This is a genomic window from Variovorax sp. P1_G12, assembly GCF_056405555.1.
On the sequence record NZ_JBFUBW010000017.1, the window covers coordinates 84,819 to 101,083 of the forward strand.

The window sequence follows — 16,265 nt, forward strand, 5'->3', positions numbered from 1 at the left end:
CTTATCGCATGAACGTCCCCGCGCTACGCCGCCAGCACGGCGCTCGCACTCGCCACGCGGCGCCTGAACAGATCCGCCATGGTCGCGGCCGCCAAGGACAGCGGTGTCCCTCGCAGCGTCATGATGCCGATGGTTGCTGGGGGCATCGGCGCCTTGACTCGAATTCGTGCCACTTCATCGCAGTAGGGCTTGACCTTGAGCATCGCGGAGGGACAGATGAGCAAGGCGTCGCTTCGCGTCATCAGATTCCACATGACACCGAAGGTGTCGCATTCGACCACGCGTTCGGGCAAGGCCAAACCCGTCGCGCGCAGACCGTTCAGAACGGCCTCGGTCTGACTGCCGGTTGAAACGTTGAGCAGCCACTCGCAGTCGACGACGTCCGCCCAGCGCGTGGCTCGAGCGAGGGGGTGGCCGCGCCGGCAGGCGATCATGAATTCGAGCGGGCGCAACGGCTCGAATGCGTACTCGTCGTCCTTCGCCATCAGCATGCGCACGGCCAGCGCGAAATCGAGCGTGCCATTGCGAAGTGCGGGCAGGACCGCCGGCAGCAAACCTTCCGACACCCTGACCCTGGCCGCAGGCATGCTTCGCCTGAAGTCGCTCAGGACATCGGGCAAGACGCTCAGCATCACCATCGGCGTCACGCCCACCGACACGCGCGCCCGGGCGCCACCCAGAAGTTGCCGGATGTCCTGTCGCGCAAGATTCAACTGGGTTTCCGCGATTCGCGCACGCACGGTCAGATGCTCACCGCACTCGGTGATCGCGATGCCCTTCGAACTGCGCGTGAGGAGCGGCGCGTCGAGCTCGCCTTCCAGCTCCTTGATGGCCTTGGTCACCGCGGCCTGACTGAGATGAAGACTGCGAGCGGCCGCCCTGATGCTGCCGAGCTCGGCGACTTTCAACCAGGCCCGAAGGTGATGATCTTTCATGTGCGGCCGCCTGTGCGATGGTGACAACTGTAGATTGTCACCATAACAAAATAATAGCCTTACGCGCAGCGCCGGCGATGTCTAAGCTGAATGACATCAAGACCGATGGCCATCCAAAGCCTGGTTCCGCGAAGACTCTTCTGGAGAATGCCCATGCCGAATTTCTTGAGTCGTGCCCGCACCGCCGCTGCATCGTCCTTCGTGCTGCTCGTCGGCCTGTGCGCCGGTGCCGCCCACGCGGAATGGCCCGAGCGACCCATCAAGCTCATCGTGCCGTATGTGGCGGGCTCCGGTCCCGACGTCGTATTGCGGCCCATCGCCGACGCCCTCGGGCGCGAACTGGGCCAGCCGGTCGTCATCGACAACCGCGGCAGTGCGGGAGGCATCGTCGGTACCCAGTTGCTGGCGACATCGCCCGCGGACGGCTACACGATCGGTTTCGGCAACCTGGTCACGCTGGCGATCAACAAGAGCATGTACTCGAAGCTGCCCTATGACCCGCAACGCAGTCTCGCGCCCGTCAGCCTCGCCATCAGCAATGCGCTGGTGCTCGTCGCCCGCAACGACTTTCCGGCCAACAACATCAAGGAGCTGATCGCCTATGCCAAGCAGAATCCGGGCAAGATCAGCGTGGGCTCGCTCGGGATCGGATCGAGCGCCCATCTGGCCGGCGAGCTACTGAAGAGCGAGACCGGCACCTTCATGCTCCACGTTCCGTACAAGAGCGGCCAGCAGGCAGTGGTCGACATCGCCGGTGGCCAGCTGGACGTGATGGTCGACAACGTCGCCGGCGTCCTGCCCTTCATCCGCTCGGGCCAGGTCAAGGTGCTGGGCGCCACCAGCCTCAAGCGCGTGCCCGTCCTTCCCGATACGCCGACGGTGGATGAATCCGGCCTGAAGGGCTTCGAGGTGGTTTCCTGGGGCGGGATCGTCGCGCCTGCCGGCACGCCCAAGCCGGTCATCGACAAGCTCAATGCCGCTATCGCGAAGTCGCTTCAGGACCCGGCGGTCGTCAAGCTCAACGCGACGCTCTCCGTCGATGCGACGCCCTCCACGCCCGCGCAATTCGCCAGTCTCATTGCGACCGAGATCCCGCGCTGGGGTGCGATGGTGAAGCGATCCGGCGCGACGGCCGACTGACCGCGGCCAACGTTCCCGACCCCGACCCGGAGACACCATGACGAACGAACTCTGGCACTGGAACGCCCTCGACCTTGCAAAGGCCATCCGAACGCGGGAAGTGTCCAGCCGGGAAGCCGTGCAGAGCTGTCTCGAACGAGCCAATCAGGTCAACCCCACCTTCAATCCGCTCTCGGAGATCCATGCCGATCAGGCCACCCGGGCCGCCGACGCCGCCGACGCCGCCGTCCGCGACAAGGTGGAACTCGGAATGCTCCACGGCGTGCCGGTGACGATCAAGGCCAATGTCGATGTCGCCGGATCGGCAACGACCAACGGGGTGGTCGCGTACCGCGACGTCATCGCCTCGGAGAACAATCCGGCGGTCGACAACTGGCTGAAGGCCGGCGCCGTGATCATCGGTCGTACGAACGTTCCGGCGTTCTCCTGGCGCTGGTTCTCGGACAACGATTTGCACGGGCGCACGGTCAACCCTTTCGATGCGACGCGCACGCCGGGTGGCTCCAGCGGCGGCGCTGCTGTGGCCGCCGCCTTGGGTGTCGGAGCTCTTGCGCACGGCAGCGACCAGGGAGGGTCGATCCGGTATCCCGCCTACGCATGCGGCGTCGCGGGATTGAGGCCGTCGCACGGGCGCGTGCCTGCGTACAACGCCAGCCAGAATTCGGAGCGGCCGATCGCATCCCAGATGGCGGCGACCCAGGGCCCGCTGGGCCGAACCGTCGCCGACCTCCGCCTGGGGTTGGCCGCGATGTCGTCCGGGGATCCCCGTGATCCCTGGTGGGTTCCGGCGCCACTCGAGATGCGCCCGAGGGACGACCGCCCGCGCGTCGCGTTGTTCACGGGCACGCCATCGCTCAGGCCCGACCCCGCCGTTCTGGCGGCCTTGCAGCAGTCCGCCGCTTGGCTGGAGGATGCCGGCTACGTCGTCGAAGAAGCGGCGCCACCCAGCTTCGACGAGGCCGCCGAGCTGTGGCTCAGCGTGCTCATGAACGAAGCCAAGGGGGCCATGCAGCTGGAGATCGAACGCGTCGGGGACAGGGCGATTCAGCGTGCGTACCGAAGCATGCTGGCGCATACGCCAACGCTGGACAAGGACGCTTTCATCAAGGCGTTGGCCCGACGGACGACGCTTCTGCGGGCGTGGAGCATGTTCTTCGAACGCTTCCCTGTCCTGCTCATGCCGGTGTCGTTCGACCGACCGTTCAAGGTCGACCAGGATCAGCAAGGCGACGACGTGATGGGCCGGATGATTCGTGCGCAGAGCCCCCTGGTGTCCACTGCCATCCTTGGCCTTCCCGGCTTGTCCGTACCCGTCGGTCTGGTGGACGGCGTGCCAATGGGCGTTCAACTCGCAGCCGGACGGTTCCGGGAAGATCTTTGCCTGGCCGCGGGCGAGGCCATCGAGGCGCGCGCTTCGTGGTCGGTACTTGAACGGCTCCCCGACTAGGCCCGGCGTTGCTGGCGAGCGCGGGGTTCGTCGCCCAGCAGACGAGCCGCTCGGCAGCACGACCATTCGCCGGCCTGCGGGCCCACTCAGTTTGAGAAAAGGCGAACCATGCGTTCAAACCTAGTGATCGAACGTCGAGCAGTACATCCATACGATGGCGCCACCGAAATCGTGTCGGTATGGATTGTGCTAGCGATCACGCACAACCATGCCTGCGGCCCTCAACCCAGCTAGTGAGTTGCAATGACCTCTGACTTCAAGATTTCTCTTCGACCCCTGGCGCGTCTTCAACGATCGTCGCTGTGGCGCCAATGGATGTTGCGTGCAGCGTCCTTCGTCACATCGATCGCGCTGGTCGCAGGTACGTTCCCCGTGACCGCGCACGCCGCTGGCGAAGCTCTGAAGCCGGTCACGATCACCGTCGGCACGCAGGTCATCAATGTGGGCTATCCGTGGCTCACGCTGCCGATTGCCCTCGGCTACTGGCGCGATGCCGGGTACGACGTCAAGCTGGTTGCCGTATCGGGCTCTCCTATTGGCGTCCAGCAGATGGTCGCTGGCAGCGCGGAGTTTGCGCAAGTCAACTCGACCGCCTTGATCCAGGCCAACACCGAAAACAGCATTGCAGTGCGTGGCCTGATGGAGACGGCCCCGGTCGACTGGGGCGTGGGCGTTCCGAAGAACAGCAGCATCCAGGATGTGAAGGATCTCAAGGGCAAGAAGATCGGCATCTTCAGCCTGGGCACCGGCGGTACGTCGCTGCTGAAAGGCTATTTGCGCAGCAACGGCCTCAACCCGGACACCGACGTGCAGATCATTGCGACCGGTGCCGGGGCGCCCGCCCTGGAAGCGCTGAAAAACGACCGGGTGCAGGCACTGATGTTCTGGGGACAGGCACTAGTGGGTTTCGAAAATGCCGGTATGCCACTGCGCATCCTGCGCGATCCGTCGTGGGCGACGATGCCCGACTTCACATTCGCTACCATGCAGAAGACGATCGACAGCGATCCGGCCATGGTCGAGGCCATCGCCCGAGGCTCGGCGATGGCAACGCTGTTCGCGCAGACCAACCCAGACTGCGCACGTCGCGTCCACTGGAAAACCTTCCCCTCCAGCAAGCCGACCGGCGCCGACGAGGCGACGCTGGCGAAATGGGATCTTGCGTTGCTGGAGTTTCAACTCAAGGCGATGCGCGATGGCTATGAACTGCGCGGCGGCAAGTGGATCGGCGCGATGGATGCCGCCGCATACGGGCGGATGCAGGACTTCATGTTCCAGGAGAAGTTGATCAAGCGCAAGCTGCCGCCGGAGTCGATGCTGATCTCGACGCCAGGCTTTGCCGCGGCGATCAATCGGTTCGACCACGACGCGGTGATCGCCGCAGCGAAGGCCTGCAAGGGCGTTTGATGGCAGCGGTGCCGAACCAAGGTCATGAAACCAATCACTTCCCCATGCAAGCTTCAATTTCCATAAACCCCGTCGTCCCGCCAGCCTTCCGGTTCGCGAAGGTCAACAAGACCTATCGATCCAAGGATGGCGGCGATGTCGCTGCGCTGAGCAACATCGGCTTCGAAGTTCAGAAGGGCGAGTTCGTCACCGTCGTCGGTCCGAGCGGATGCGGCAAAAGCACGTTGTTGCGGATCCTGGCCGGTCTGGCACGGGCCAGCAACGGCGAGGTGGCGGTCTCCGGACGCATCGTCAGTGGACCGGGACGCGACGTTGGCGTGGTATTCCAGGCGCCCGTGCTGCTGCCCTGGCGCAACGTGCTTCAAAACGTGCTTGTGCCTGCAGAGATACAGAAGCGCAACCGCGCAAGCGCGCTCGAACGTGCTCGCCACTATCTCGACATGGTCGGCCTGTCAGGCTTCGAGACCAAATACCCGAGCGAACTCTCGGGCGGCATGCAACAGCGTGTGGGAATCGCCCGCGCCCTCGTCAATGACCCTTCGCTGTTGCTCATGGACGAACCGTTCGGTGCGCTCGATGCGATGACCCGCGAGTCGATGAACCTCGAGCTCCTGCGGCTCAAGGAGCGCACGGGCTCAACCATCATGCTGGTGACTCACAGCATTCCGGAGGCCGTCTTCCTCGGCGATCGCGTCGTGGTGATGTCCCCGCGCCCGGGACGCGTGACGCGCATCGTCGACGTGGATTTGCCCGGCCCTCGCACCCTCGACCTGATCAACACCGAGCGATTTGGAGTCTACGTGCGCGGCATCCGCAACGACCTCCAGGCGTCGGGAGGAATCGACTGATGACATCACCGACCATCTCCGCCATCGCCTCCGAGGCGCCCGCTTCGCTCAGCGCCGCTGCACGGTCCGCAGAGACCGCGACGAACAGCAAGGGGCAAGTGCCCAAGCGCCCTGCGCGCGACGGCCAGCTCGGGATGAGCATGTGGACCCGGCGCCTGCTGACCGGCTCCGTGTTCGTCTGCGTCATGGCCGTATGGCAGGCTGCCGTCAGCTTGTTCGACGTATCGCCGCTGATCTTCCCCTCTCCCGGCGCGGTCATCGCGTCGCTGGCCAACGGCCTGGCCTCGGGCGAGATCGTGCAGCATCTCGGCGTGACGCTGACTGAAATCCTGGCTGGTTTCGTCATCGGCTCGGCATTGGGCTTTGTGCTCGGCGCGGCCATCGGTCAAAGTTCGCTCCTGGAAGCCGTGCTGTATCCCTACGTGGTGGCCTTCCAGACCATGCCGAAGGTGGCAGTCGCACCCCTGTTCATCGTCTGGTTCGGCTTCGGTGCCGCCTCGAAGATCGTGATCACGGCGACCATTGTGTTCTTCCCGGTGGTCGTCAATACCATCGTCGGCCTGCGCTCGGTTCCGCGCGATCAGATCGACCTGATGACCGCCTGCACGGCATCGCGCTGGCAGGTGTTCCACATGATTCGACTGCCGCATGCCTTGCCGTTTGTCTTCGCCGGCCTGGACATCGGCATCGTCCTGGCCGTGATCGGCGCGATCGTTGGCGAGTTCGTCGGCGCCCAGGCCGGGCTCGGCTACCTGATCCTGCAGCGGAACTTCTCGATGGATACGTCCGGCGTCTTCGCGATCCTGATCGTTCTGAGCCTGATCGGCATCGGATTGCATGCCGTCGTTCGCCGGATTTCCCGCCGGATGATCTTCTGGACGGACACGGCGGCCGATCTGTCGCGCAGCAGCTGAGAGCGACAGGATCAGCGCCCCCCGATGACGCCGCACCTCCATCCACTTGCCGACGAGGGCTGCTGGCCGCGGCAGCGCATCGATCTGGATTACGGCGCGCGCGCCACGGTCACACCCGAAGTTTTCGACGCCGAGATGGGACGCTACCGCTCCCTGTCCGAGCGGTTCGGCGGCCCCTGCGCCACACATCTCGATGTCGTCTACGACCCGTTGAGTGCGCAAAGCCTGGACGTCTATGGCACCTCCAGGCAGCCGCGCCCCGTATTCGTGTTCATCCACGGCGGATACTGGCGCACGCTCTCCAAGCGCGACTCGGCCTTCATGGCGGCGATGCTTGACCGCCACGGCATTGCCACCGTCGCGGTGGACTATGAACTCGCACCTCAAGCCACGCTCGCCGAGATCGTCCGGCAGGTGCGCGCCGCCATCGTTTTTCTTTGGCGCGAGGGGCCGCGCCTCGGCATCGATCCCGAACGGATCTACGCAGGCGGCAGTTCGGCCGGCGGCCACCTGGCGGCGGCCCTCACTGCCGGCGGGTGGCACCACGGCAGCGGCGTGCCCGAGACGATCGTCAAGGGTGCGCTGCCGATCAGCGGCCTGTTCCAGCTGGCACCGATCGCCAACTCCTTCGTCCAGGACTGGATGCCGCTCGACGACCACGCCGTTCAGACCCTGAGTCCGATGGTGAACATGCCGCGGCAGGGCTGTCCAATGGTCATGGCCTACGCGCAGGCCGATGCGGCCGGCTTCAAGCGCCAGTCCGTCGAGTTCCATCGACTTTGGCGGAAAGCGGGCTTCCCTTCGACGCTGCTCGAGGTGGCAGGCCGAAATCATTTCGATGTGATTCTCGACCTCGCATCGGAAGATTCCGTCCTGTCGCAAGCGCTGCTGCGCCTGATCCTTGACGGTGGCATTTCGCGCCAGATGTGATGGGACGACGACGCGCCAAACTCGGTCGGATCAGTGACCTCGACCTTCGCCTGCTGCGGGTATTCCAGGCGGTGGCGGAATGCCGCGGTCTCGCCGCCGCGGAACTGCGGCTCGGCATCACCCGCTCGACGATCAGCACCTATCTGGCCGACCTCGAGGTACGGATGGGAGTCCGCCTGTGCGAAAGAGGTCGCCGCGGCTTCGAGTTGACCGACGATGGCGTGAAGGTCTATCGGGCTTCCACCGAGCTGATGAAGTCCCTCAACACCTTCCAGGACGAAGTCGAGTCGCTGGGCGAGTCTGTGCACGGCCGCGTTCGGGTTGCAGTCGTCGACTCATTCGTCTGGGTCGATGAGCTTCGACTCAGCGAGGGGTTGAGGAACTTCACCACGGCAAACCCCGACGTGAACCTGGAGCTTTACGTTTTCCATCCGGATGAGATCGAGAGACGCATTGACGAGGGCAAGCTCGACATCGGCATCACGAGCGTGCACGAGTACTCGAGCAAGTTCGACTACATCTCCCTGCTGAGCCGCTCGAGCTACCTGTACTGCGGGGCCAAGCACAAGCTCTTCGGCATCAAGGACGAGATGATCTCGGAAAGCGATCTGAGGAACACCTCGTATTCGTCTCGCTGGTACGACCCGGCGCCGGCGCTCCTCGGTCAGAATCTGGAGATTGCGCAGGTCGAGACCTTTCACATCGAAGCCACCGCGCACCTGATTCTCTCGGGGAACTATGTCGGCTATCTCCCCGAGCACTTCGCGAACCACTGGGTCGCGACCGACGAGATGCGTCCGCTGCGCAAGGACCTGTACCGCATCGACTATCAGTACGGCTTTTCGGTAAAGCAAAGTCGTCAACTGTCGCCTGCAGTCAAGGCGTTCATCGACTGCATCACGAGAACTGTTCGAGCACAGCGCTGAAGGCTCGACACACGCCGGCTCGCTGCCTTAGTTTGAGAGTTTGCGAACCTCGCGTTCAAACGTTGGTATCGATGCAATCTTCGGGCATACCTATCATGCAATTCAACGCCTGATCGCAACGAATCGACATGACTCTGATTGCGGCATCTTGCGTTTCTTGCAAGGAATGAACGCTATGAATCAGAACCCCGTTTCGACGGAAATCGGTGTCTTTCTTCCCGTGATAAGCGGAGGCTGGATCAAGTCGACGAACTCTCCAGCACTGACCGGCTCGTACAGCAGCAACCTCGCCATCGCGCTTGCGGCCGAGGAAATGGGATTCGACTTCGCAATGAGCCCGGCGACCTGGCGCGGCTATGGCGGCGACTCGAATGCGATGAAGTACTCCCTCGAATCGCTGACCTGCATGGCCGCACTGGCTCAGGCAACGTCGAGGATCAGCATCTGGGCCACGGCCCACATGATGGTGTTTCCGCCGGCAGTGGTCGCGAAGATCGTCGCGACACTCGACCAGATCGCCCCCGGACGGATCGGACTGAACGTCGTCACGGGCTCCAGGCCGCAGTTGATGCGTCAGATGGGTCTCTGGCGGGATCTTCCCCACGACGAGCGCTACGACCTGGCAGACGAGTGGGTCAGCCTGGTCCGTCGAATCTGGACGGAGGAGAGCGTCACCCACAAAGGCAGGTTCTACGAAACGGACGACTGCCAGATCTTTCCGAAGCCTTCGAAGATGCCGACAGTCATCTGTGCCGGCATGTCCGACCGCGGCTTCAAGTTCACCGCGCAGAACTGCAACGTCGCGTTCATGGCGGCCCAGGACAACGACAAGTTCATCGGCCGTGCGCTGAGGGCCAAGGAGATTGCAGCGGAGTACCAGAACCCCGGCCTCAAGACCTTCGGACTGTTCAATCTGGTCATCGGCGACACCGACAAAGAGGCGCAGGAGAAGGTCGATTTCTACAATGCCGGCGTCGACCGCGTCGCAGTTGCTCGCATGATGGACGAGTACAACGACGACAAGGAAGTGGCCAGCAACCAAGGCTCGCAGGTCTTCATGGAGCAGGCCAAGGCGGCGTCGGCCCTCATGTCCAACACCTTGAGTGGCTCTGCCGATTCGCTGGCCGAGCGGATCGCGCGCACGGTTCGCGCAGCCAAGCTGGACGGCGTCATGGTCGTGCTGGCGGACTACGACGCGGATTTGCGCGCCTTCGGCCACAAGGTTCTGCCACGCATGGCGGAACTCGGCGTCGAAACGAATGCGGCGCGCCACGCGCTTGCGACGGCTTGAGCGCCGCTCACCTTTCGAATCCTTTGCCGTCCGCGGCCTGTCAGCCGCCGGATTCTGGACGGACGTTTCGCAACCGGAGACATTGAATGACAACAACTGGAATCGTGCGGCTTCCCAAGAAATGGCCGAGCGAGAATTGGCAGTCGACCTGGGTGCCCGGCGTCCGGGCCGGCAACGTCATCTACGTTTCAGGCATCACGGCGACCGACATCGATGGCCGGCCCGTGGGGCTGGGCGATTTCAAGGTTCAGGCCGAGCGCTGCCTCGAGAAACTTCGTGACGTGCTCGGTCGTGCCGGCGGAACTCTGGCCGACGTGGTCAAGTTGACGACCTACCTGACGCCCGAGGCCGATGCCGAAGCGGTGCGAGCCTACTTCGACATCCGCGCGGCTTACTTCGGCCCCCACGGTCCGGCAAGTTCGGGAGTGACCGTGCACTCGCTGCTGCGTAAAGAGTACTTGCTCGAGATCGATGCCGTCGCGCATCTGACGGAGGTCTGAGCCAATGTCGACGCTCGACACACCGGCCACCGGGATCGATCCTGGAACGTTCTGGCGCCTGATGAGCATGCGTCCGGTTGGCGCCGCCGTCGTGGCGGCGAGCCATTCAGGCATGCCCGCCGGCCTGCTGGCGCTCTCTGTGACCCATGTCGCGGCTGCTCCACCCACCATGCTGGTCTGCGTGGGGCGTAGCACCAGCGCGTTGGCGACGATCAAGGCTGCCGGCAGCTTTGCGATCAGCTACCTGCCTGCGGGTTCGCACGAGATCGCCGAGGTGTTCGGGGGCAGGCGCGGCCTGTCCGGCTCGGACAGATTCTCCGTCGGGCAATGGACGCACCTCAAGACAGGCGCCCCCGTGCTCGCCAATGCCGTGCTTGCGCTCGAGTGCCGCACCAGCGCGGTCTTTGTCCATGAGGACACCGAGATCATCGTCGGACGCATCGAGCACTGCGCGAGCAGCCAGGCGCACGCTCCGCTCGTCGCCTACAGGGGAAGCTATCGCGCGCTCGCGCTTTCGGACGAACAGTAGCAGCAAAGAAGGGACATGCCATGATCGAAGCCAGACAATCCGAGGCGGCAAGGACCCCTGGCGCCGCCGCCGTCGCCGTGACTTCCATGCCGGGAGGCGACGGGGTCGCATCGCCCTTGAGCCTCATGATCGATGCACAGCACTTTCGCTCGATCATGCGCACCTTGGTCAACGGCGTCACCGTGATCACGACGTCGCGTGAAGGTCGCATCCACGGCATGACGGCCACGGCCTTCTCGTCGGTATCGGCTGACCCGCCGACAGTGCTGGTCGTGCTCAACAAATCGACTCGAACTCACCCGCTCGTCCATGCGAGCCGGCGCTTCGCAGTCAACGTGCTGGCCGAGGATCAAGTCGATCTGAGTAACCGGTTCGCCGGCAAGCATGACCATCCATTCGAGGGTGTCGCACATGAGCTCAGCGAGCATGGGATTCCAATGTTGCTGGGCGCGCTCGCGACGCTCGAATGCGAAACAGTCGAAGAGATGGATGTCGGCACGCACACGATCTTCGTTGGCCGCGTACTCAACGGTGCGCGCTCGGAGACCGCGCCGCTCGTCTATCACGATGGAGGCTACCTCTCTGTCACGAGAGATGGCGTTTGCCCGAGTCTGTCACGGTGTCGCGACGCCAAAGGGTAGGCGCCGCGAACGCCAGCGCATCGCTATCGCGAGGGCTCAGCCGTCCAACGGCACGCCGCCCCCGAAACGGGCCACCCATTGGTCCCACAGTTCCTGGTTGGCCGCGACAAAAGGCTGCTGACAGACGCCCAGCATCTGGAGCTGGAAGCTCTGCGCCTTCAGCAAAGTCTCTGCGCAGGCCGCCTGCCAATCGAGGAGCGGCTGCATATCGCCGTAGAGGGTCGGAATCGGACCTGCAATGGTCATGGTGGTCTTCCTGCTGTTGTGGAGCAAGCCTGGTCGGCGCCGGCCCGCTCGAGAGATTTCGCCTTCAAGGCAATCGGAGGACGGCTACTTCGCGGCCGCCTGCCGAGCGGCCGTGTCTGCGGTGCCGATCCAGCGGCTGATCTTTCCGCCCTTCAGCGTGAACACATGGACCCACTCGCTGTCGAACACCGTCCCGTTCGGAAGCGGCCTCGCGCGATTCCAGCCGAGCACCGTCACGTGATCCGGTCCTTCCAGGAACTCACGCGGTTCGAGCTGCTGGATGTCCTCGTTCTCGGCCAGGGTGGCGAACCAGGCTTCCACGGGTTTCTTGCCGGTGTACCTGCCCCCGTACGGGATACCGGTGCTGGGGCTGGCGTAGAACCGCCAGTCCACATCGTCGGTGAGCATGGCCAGAATTCCCGGGATGTCGCGGCGCCCGAAAGCGGCGTAGGCCTGCTGGGCGACTTCGGTCGGGGTGCTCATGTCGCGTCTCCATGCTGAACAGGGAACCTCAAAGTTTAGTCACGCGATTCTTCAATTCAACCCGGCGCGCGGTGCGGTCGGCCTGCTCGCGCTCCGCAAGCACCCCTTCAGCAAAAATGGGGCAGTTTGACTTACAGCCAAGGCGCGAGGACGATCCAAGTTTTTTTCACGCCGACAGGCGCTGGCGCGTTCGCCTGGTTGAAACCACATGTTTATGGAGGTCTCAATGAATGAACAGCAAGCCGAGCAACAAGCGGCCGATTCCGACCCGGCCGCGTCACTGATCAACGAGCGCCGCGGCCTGTTGCGCCGGATGTGGGCGTTTGCGGCGGTCTGCATGACATCCGGGTTTGCAGCGCTCACGTCCTGTGGCGGAGGCTCCGGCGGCCAGACAACACTGGCTGCTCCTTCACCTGCTGCAGCTCCTCCACCTGCTGCTCCACCTCCCCCTGCACCTGCACCTGCGCCTCGGCCTCCGCCTCCACCTCCACCTCCACCTCCACCTCCACCTCCACCTGCAACAGCGGCGCCAGCCCTCGGCGCCCACGCGCTGGTCTTCAACCGTGATGGCGTGTCGTCCTCATCGCTGTCCACTTCCGGCATGTCCACGCGCACGATCGGAAGCACCCTGTTGGCCTGCGTCGGGCGGGGTGTTCTTTCTGCCATCGCACCGACGGACAACGCGGGGAATCTCTTCGTCCAGCTCGATGCGGCGCACATCTACACCCTCTGGCCCAATTCGGGGACGGTCTTGCATACCTGCCAGCAGGCCCGGGGCATGGTCGGTCACGTGCTCACCGTGGCCAAGCCCACCGTCACCGACGAGACGACCTTGAGCGTTGTCGAGATCACCGATGGTGGCGCCGTGCAGGATGTGCAGTGGCGCGAGGTGCTGTCTGGTCAGCCCTTGACCAGCGCCAGTGTCACCACCACCGGCCCTGCACTGCTCGTCGCATGGTGGTGGGGGGACGCGGGTGTCGACCTGGACAAGACGGCCGTGCCCGACAACGGGTTCACGGTGATCGATTCGGTACTGGCATCTGGTGCATTGGTGCAGTGCGCCGTGGCCGTGAGGCAGGTTGGCGCGGCCGGTACCTACAACGTGACCTGGACCTCGACGCCACAGCAAGGCGCGCAGCTATGGCTCGTTGCCGTGCAGGCGGCCTGAGCTGATGCGCGTTTGGCGATGGAACGGCCCCTTTCAGAGCTTCTTCCAGGTTCGACCATCGACCGAGCGGTAGGTGCCGCCGGTGGCACAGCATCCCCCGGCGCCAAAGGCCTGGCGACCCAGCGTGACGGTCACTGCACCTGCCTTGAACGACAGCGACTGGCGCTCGCACGACGTCCAGCTCGGGTAGAAATCCGGCGCCAGCACGCTGGTCCATTTCACGCGACCCAGGTCGCCGCGTTCGACACGAAACACTTCGCAATCGTGAACCAGCAAGAACTGGGACTCCCCGGCAAGCTGGCCCTGGAACACGAGTTCCGGAGGTGCCTCACGCGTGGCGATCGCCTCCTTGCTGAGCAAGGGGTCCGAGGGCTCCGACGAGAGCAGGTCGCAGCCCGACAGGCTGCTTATCGCCAGTAGGGAACACAGTGTCCAGTAATGCTGCTGTCTCATGGATGCCGAGCATGCCACCCCACAGACAAAGCGACGGTTGGCGTTCCATGCGTGTGGCGCCAGGACCTCATGGCTCAGGCGGCCTTGCGGGTGGCCTTGCGGGTGGCCTTGCGGGTGGCCTTGGGGACTGCCTTGGGGACGGCCTTGAGGGTTGCCTTTTGGGGCGGGGCGGTGGGCAGGCCCGTGCTGAACAGCTTTTCGACCTGCGCCAGCCGCTGCGCGCGTTCGCCCGTCACTTCGCCGGTGGCCTGGACGGTTCGGCGCAGCGCCTCCAGCATGCGCGTGCGCAGGGCCCGGTCAGCCGGCAACATCTTCGGAATGGCCGCGAGGGCTCCCTCGCAGTCGACGAGCAGATTGAAATACTGTTCGCGCACGATCTGCTTGAACGCCTGCAGCGTCAGCCCTTCGTGTTCGGCGCGAATCTCGCGCAATGTGTTGAACGAGCGTTCGTCGACGCCCGCCCCCGCCAGCCCGATATAGACCAGGGCGCGGATCGCGGCCTCGCGAGGACCACCCTCGGCAATGCGCGCCTTGAGCTCGGCGATGCGCTCCTGGATGCGCGCCACGTGCTCCGGGTCCCGCCCCGGCTTCCGGCGCACGGGCTCGTCCGAGGCGCCCAGCCCCACCATGGCCTGAAGAACCGGCGAGCTGTAGATGGCCAGGAAGGTCTTCTCCATGCGGCGGTCGCGCTGATCGCGATAGCCGTCGAGGGCGGCGATGATCCCGTCCGAGATCCTGGCCTGCCACGCCAGGAACGGGTTGTCGGGCGCAACGGGTTGGCGCTGCTGGCGCACCTGCTCCGCGAGCTGGGCCACCTGCTGCATCAGCGGGTTGCGCTCGGAGAAGATCTCGAACGGCAGCTCGGCATGGCTCATCTTCTTCATCCACCCGGCCGTCTGTTCGTTGACCGCCGCCCGCACGAAGGGCTGGAACAGGGTGCGGTACAGGCCGAGGTTGATCTCGGACACCCGCCGAACGGTGGCGAAGCGGCGTTCGTTCGCGGGGTCGGGCCGCACGATGTCGCGCACATCGTCCAGGGTGCGCGGCTCGAAGCGAACGATCCAGTCGCCGACGATCTCTTCCTGGTGGGCCGCATCGGCGGTCTTCGGGGTCAGCACGGCCTCGTACAGCCCGGGGGGCAGGACATCGATCAAATCGATGTTGGAGGCGAACTCCTGGTGTTCCTTCTTGGCGATGCCGCCCGAGACGAAGATGCCGAGATGGCCGACGGTTTCGTGCACGGTATAGACGATGGTCTGGCCGCAGGCCAGGATGTCGTGGTCGCTGCCATAAAGGTCGACGATCCACCCCAGCGCCTGCTGCGGCGGGGTGATGTTGTCGCCCTTGGAGCAGAAGCAGACGATCGGCGAGCGGATCTGGCGCAGGTCGATCCGCTCGCCCTTGCGGGTGACGATCTCGCCGGTGGCCAGCCGGTTGCCGACGAACAACTGGTCGACGATCCACTGGATCTCCTCGCCGTTGAGGTTGACGTGGCCGCCCCACCATTTCTCGAACTCGATGAAGCGTGGCCCCTCGGTGTCCACCTTCGACCACAGGTCGTAGTTCTTGGTCCACAGCGTGTTGGCGGGATTCAGGTTCTCGAAGTTCTCGACCAGGTGGCCGCCGTCGAACTTGCCGTTGCCCAGGTCGCTGGTCAGCGCCGTCATCCAGCTGCCGCCGGCCAGGCCACCGGTGTAGCGCATGGGGTTCTCGCCTTCCACCCCGGCCCAGTACGACAGGGGCGAACCGGGGACGATGATCGGGCCGAACAGCTCAGGCCGAACCGCGGCCACCAGCATCACGGCCCAGCCCGCCTGGCAGTTGCCGATGACGCAGGGCTTGCCCTCTGCCTTGGGATGCAGCTCGATGACGCGTTCCAGGAACACCGCCTCGACGTCCATGATGTCCTCGATGGTCTGGCCCGGCATCGGCTCGGGCGTGAAACCGACGAAGTAGCAGGGATGGCCGGCACGCATGGCCACGCCGATTTCACTGTCGGCCTTGAAGCCGCCGATGCCCGGCCCGTGCCCGGCTCGCGGATCGACCACCACGAACGGCCGCTTCAGGGGATCGATCACCACGCCTTGCGCCGGCTTGATGCGCACGAGCAGATAGTTGACCGGCTTGTCGAAAGTGCGGGCGTCCAGCACCAGTTCGGCGTCGAAGCTCAGCACATGCGGCACTTCCTGCTTCTTCTGCGCGTAGTACTGGGTGCTGCGTTGGCGCAGCGTGTCCCAGAACAGGATGGTGCGCTGCGCGGCGTCGGTCATGTACTCCCCCCAGGCCTGCAGGGCGGGGTTCAGGCCCGTCATGGCGGACATCGACGGCGGGGTGCCAGACGGTGGATTGGCGAGCGTGGCACGCGTGGTGGTGCTGCTTGTCTTGGACATGTTGACTTCCTTCAGAT

The 16,265-nt window shown here is 64.4% G+C and carries 18 protein-coding genes; 12 read left to right on the forward strand and 6 right to left on the reverse strand.

All coding sequences use genetic code 11. From position 1 onward, the window contains the following. Positions 1-23: 23 nt before the first annotated feature. Positions 24-935, reverse strand: coding sequence for a LysR substrate-binding domain-containing protein (locus AC1D2O_RS20275; protein ID WP_478089537.1), 912 nt, complete (start codon positions 933-935; stop codon positions 24-26). A 153-nt stretch (positions 936-1,088) separates the two neighbouring features. Here AC1D2O_RS20275 and AC1D2O_RS20280 point away from each other — a divergent pair, with 153 nt between their 5' ends. From AC1D2O_RS20280 to AC1D2O_RS20330, 11 genes are all read left to right on the forward strand, one after another. Then, positions 1,089-2,075 (forward strand): Bug family tripartite tricarboxylate transporter substrate binding protein, encoded by a 987-nt coding sequence (locus tag AC1D2O_RS20280; protein WP_478089536.1) that lies wholly within the window; start codon positions 1,089-1,091, stop codon positions 2,073-2,075. Positions 2,076-2,112: 37 nt separating this feature from the next. Continuing rightward, positions 2,113-3,522, forward strand: a complete 1,410-nt coding sequence (locus AC1D2O_RS20285; RefSeq protein WP_478089535.1) for an amidase family protein — start codon at positions 2,113-2,115, stop codon at positions 3,520-3,522. Positions 3,523-3,765: 243 nt separating this feature from the next. Continuing rightward, positions 3,766-4,929, forward strand: coding sequence for an ABC transporter substrate-binding protein (locus AC1D2O_RS20290; protein ID WP_478157795.1), 1,164 nt, complete (start codon positions 3,766-3,768; stop codon positions 4,927-4,929). A gap of 44 nt (positions 4,930-4,973) precedes the next feature. Then, positions 4,974-5,777 carry an ABC transporter ATP-binding protein gene (locus tag AC1D2O_RS20295; protein WP_478089533.1) on the forward strand — a complete coding sequence of 268 codons (804 nt, stop codon included), beginning with the start codon at positions 4,974-4,976 and terminating at the stop codon, positions 5,775-5,777. After that, positions 5,777-6,691 carry an ABC transporter permease gene (locus tag AC1D2O_RS20300; RefSeq protein ID WP_478089532.1) on the forward strand — a complete coding sequence of 305 codons (915 nt, stop codon included), beginning with the start codon at positions 5,777-5,779 and terminating at the stop codon, positions 6,689-6,691. The genes AC1D2O_RS20295 and AC1D2O_RS20300 overlap by 1 nt, the downstream gene beginning before the upstream one ends. Before the next feature lie 24 nt (positions 6,692-6,715). Further along, the gene (locus tag AC1D2O_RS20305) at positions 6,716-7,621 is read left to right on the forward strand and encodes an alpha/beta hydrolase (RefSeq protein WP_478089531.1); all 906 of its coding nucleotides are present in this window, start codon (positions 6,716-6,718) and stop codon (positions 7,619-7,621) included. After that, entirely contained in the window at positions 7,621-8,547 is a 927-nt protein-coding gene (locus AC1D2O_RS20310; RefSeq protein WP_478089530.1) for a LysR family transcriptional regulator, read from the forward strand. Before AC1D2O_RS20305 ends, AC1D2O_RS20310 begins: the two co-directional genes overlap by 1 nt. Positions 8,548-8,587: 40 nt before the next feature. Continuing rightward, positions 8,588-9,838 carry an LLM class flavin-dependent oxidoreductase gene (locus tag AC1D2O_RS20315; protein ID WP_478157796.1) on the forward strand — a complete coding sequence of 417 codons (1,251 nt, stop codon included), beginning with the start codon at positions 8,588-8,590 and terminating at the stop codon, positions 9,836-9,838. An 86-nt stretch (positions 9,839-9,924) separates the two neighbouring features. Further along, positions 9,925-10,338 (forward strand): RidA family protein, encoded by a 414-nt coding sequence (locus tag AC1D2O_RS20320; RefSeq protein ID WP_478089163.1) that lies wholly within the window; start codon positions 9,925-9,927, stop codon positions 10,336-10,338. A gap of 4 nt (positions 10,339-10,342) precedes the next feature. Beyond that, on the forward strand, positions 10,343-10,867 hold the full coding sequence (locus AC1D2O_RS20325; protein WP_478089164.1) for a flavin reductase family protein: 525 nt from the start codon (positions 10,343-10,345) through the stop codon (positions 10,865-10,867). Between the two features lie 20 nt (positions 10,868-10,887). After that, entirely contained in the window at positions 10,888-11,508 is a 621-nt protein-coding gene (locus tag AC1D2O_RS20330) for a flavin reductase family protein (RefSeq protein WP_478089165.1), read from the forward strand. 36 nt (positions 11,509-11,544) lie between these two features. Here the strand turns inward: AC1D2O_RS20330 and AC1D2O_RS20335 are convergent, their stop codons facing one another. From AC1D2O_RS20335 to AC1D2O_RS20345, 3 genes are all read right to left on the reverse strand, one after another. Next, positions 11,545-11,754 (reverse strand): hypothetical protein, encoded by a 210-nt coding sequence (locus AC1D2O_RS20335; protein WP_478089166.1) that lies wholly within the window; start codon positions 11,752-11,754, stop codon positions 11,545-11,547. A gap of 84 nt (positions 11,755-11,838) precedes the next feature. Then, on the reverse strand, positions 11,839-12,237 hold the full coding sequence (locus AC1D2O_RS20340; RefSeq protein WP_478089167.1) for a nuclear transport factor 2 family protein: 399 nt from the start codon (positions 12,235-12,237) through the stop codon (positions 11,839-11,841). Positions 12,238-12,596: 359 nt separating this feature from the next. Then, positions 12,597-12,758 carry a hypothetical protein gene (locus AC1D2O_RS20345; RefSeq protein ID WP_478089168.1) on the reverse strand — a complete coding sequence of 54 codons (162 nt, stop codon included), beginning with the start codon at positions 12,756-12,758 and terminating at the stop codon, positions 12,597-12,599. 80 nt (positions 12,759-12,838) lie between these two features. Here AC1D2O_RS20345 and AC1D2O_RS20350 point away from each other — a divergent pair, with 80 nt between their 5' ends. Continuing rightward, entirely contained in the window at positions 12,839-13,405 is a 567-nt protein-coding gene (locus AC1D2O_RS20350) for a hypothetical protein (RefSeq protein ID WP_478089169.1), read from the forward strand. A gap of 33 nt (positions 13,406-13,438) precedes the next feature. Here the strand turns inward: AC1D2O_RS20350 and AC1D2O_RS20355 are convergent, their stop codons facing one another. After that, the gene (locus tag AC1D2O_RS20355; protein ID WP_478089170.1) at positions 13,439-13,858 is read right to left on the reverse strand and encodes a hypothetical protein; all 420 of its coding nucleotides are present in this window, start codon (positions 13,856-13,858) and stop codon (positions 13,439-13,441) included. A 74-nt stretch (positions 13,859-13,932) separates the two neighbouring features. Next, positions 13,933-16,248, reverse strand: coding sequence for a DUF3141 domain-containing protein (locus tag AC1D2O_RS20360; RefSeq protein WP_478157797.1), 2,316 nt, complete (start codon positions 16,246-16,248; stop codon positions 13,933-13,935). Positions 16,249-16,265: the final 17 nt, after the last annotated feature.

Coding starts and splice junctions, on each gene's coding strand:
- AC1D2O_RS20275 (WP_478089537.1), bottom strand. CDS start 935: ATGAAAGATCATCACCTTCGGGCCTGGTTGAAAGTCGCCGAGCTCGGC.
- AC1D2O_RS20280 (WP_478089536.1), top strand. CDS start 1,089: ATGCCGAATTTCTTGAGTCGTGCCCGCACCGCCGCTGCATCGTCCTTC.
- AC1D2O_RS20285 (WP_478089535.1), top strand. CDS start 2,113: ATGACGAACGAACTCTGGCACTGGAACGCCCTCGACCTTGCAAAGGCC.
- AC1D2O_RS20290 (WP_478157795.1), top strand. CDS start 3,766: ATGACCTCTGACTTCAAGATTTCTCTTCGACCCCTGGCGCGTCTTCAA.
- AC1D2O_RS20295 (WP_478089533.1), top strand. CDS start 4,974: ATGCAAGCTTCAATTTCCATAAACCCCGTCGTCCCGCCAGCCTTCCGG.
- AC1D2O_RS20300 (WP_478089532.1), top strand. CDS start 5,777: ATGACATCACCGACCATCTCCGCCATCGCCTCCGAGGCGCCCGCTTCG.
- AC1D2O_RS20305 (WP_478089531.1), top strand. CDS start 6,716: ATGACGCCGCACCTCCATCCACTTGCCGACGAGGGCTGCTGGCCGCGG.
- AC1D2O_RS20310 (WP_478089530.1), top strand. CDS start 7,621: ATGGGACGACGACGCGCCAAACTCGGTCGGATCAGTGACCTCGACCTT.
- AC1D2O_RS20320 (WP_478089163.1), top strand. CDS start 9,925: ATGACAACAACTGGAATCGTGCGGCTTCCCAAGAAATGGCCGAGCGAG.
- AC1D2O_RS20325 (WP_478089164.1), top strand. CDS start 10,343: ATGTCGACGCTCGACACACCGGCCACCGGGATCGATCCTGGAACGTTC.
- AC1D2O_RS20330 (WP_478089165.1), top strand. CDS start 10,888: ATGATCGAAGCCAGACAATCCGAGGCGGCAAGGACCCCTGGCGCCGCC.
- AC1D2O_RS20335 (WP_478089166.1), bottom strand. CDS start 11,754: ATGACCATTGCAGGTCCGATTCCGACCCTCTACGGCGATATGCAGCCG.
- AC1D2O_RS20340 (WP_478089167.1), bottom strand. CDS start 12,237: ATGAGCACCCCGACCGAAGTCGCCCAGCAGGCCTACGCCGCTTTCGGG.
- AC1D2O_RS20350 (WP_478089169.1), top strand. CDS start 12,839: ATGTCCACGCGCACGATCGGAAGCACCCTGTTGGCCTGCGTCGGGCGG.
- AC1D2O_RS20355 (WP_478089170.1), bottom strand. CDS start 13,858: ATGAGACAGCAGCATTACTGGACACTGTGTTCCCTACTGGCGATAAGC.
- AC1D2O_RS20360 (WP_478157797.1), bottom strand. CDS start 16,248: ATGTCCAAGACAAGCAGCACCACCACGCGTGCCACGCTCGCCAATCCA.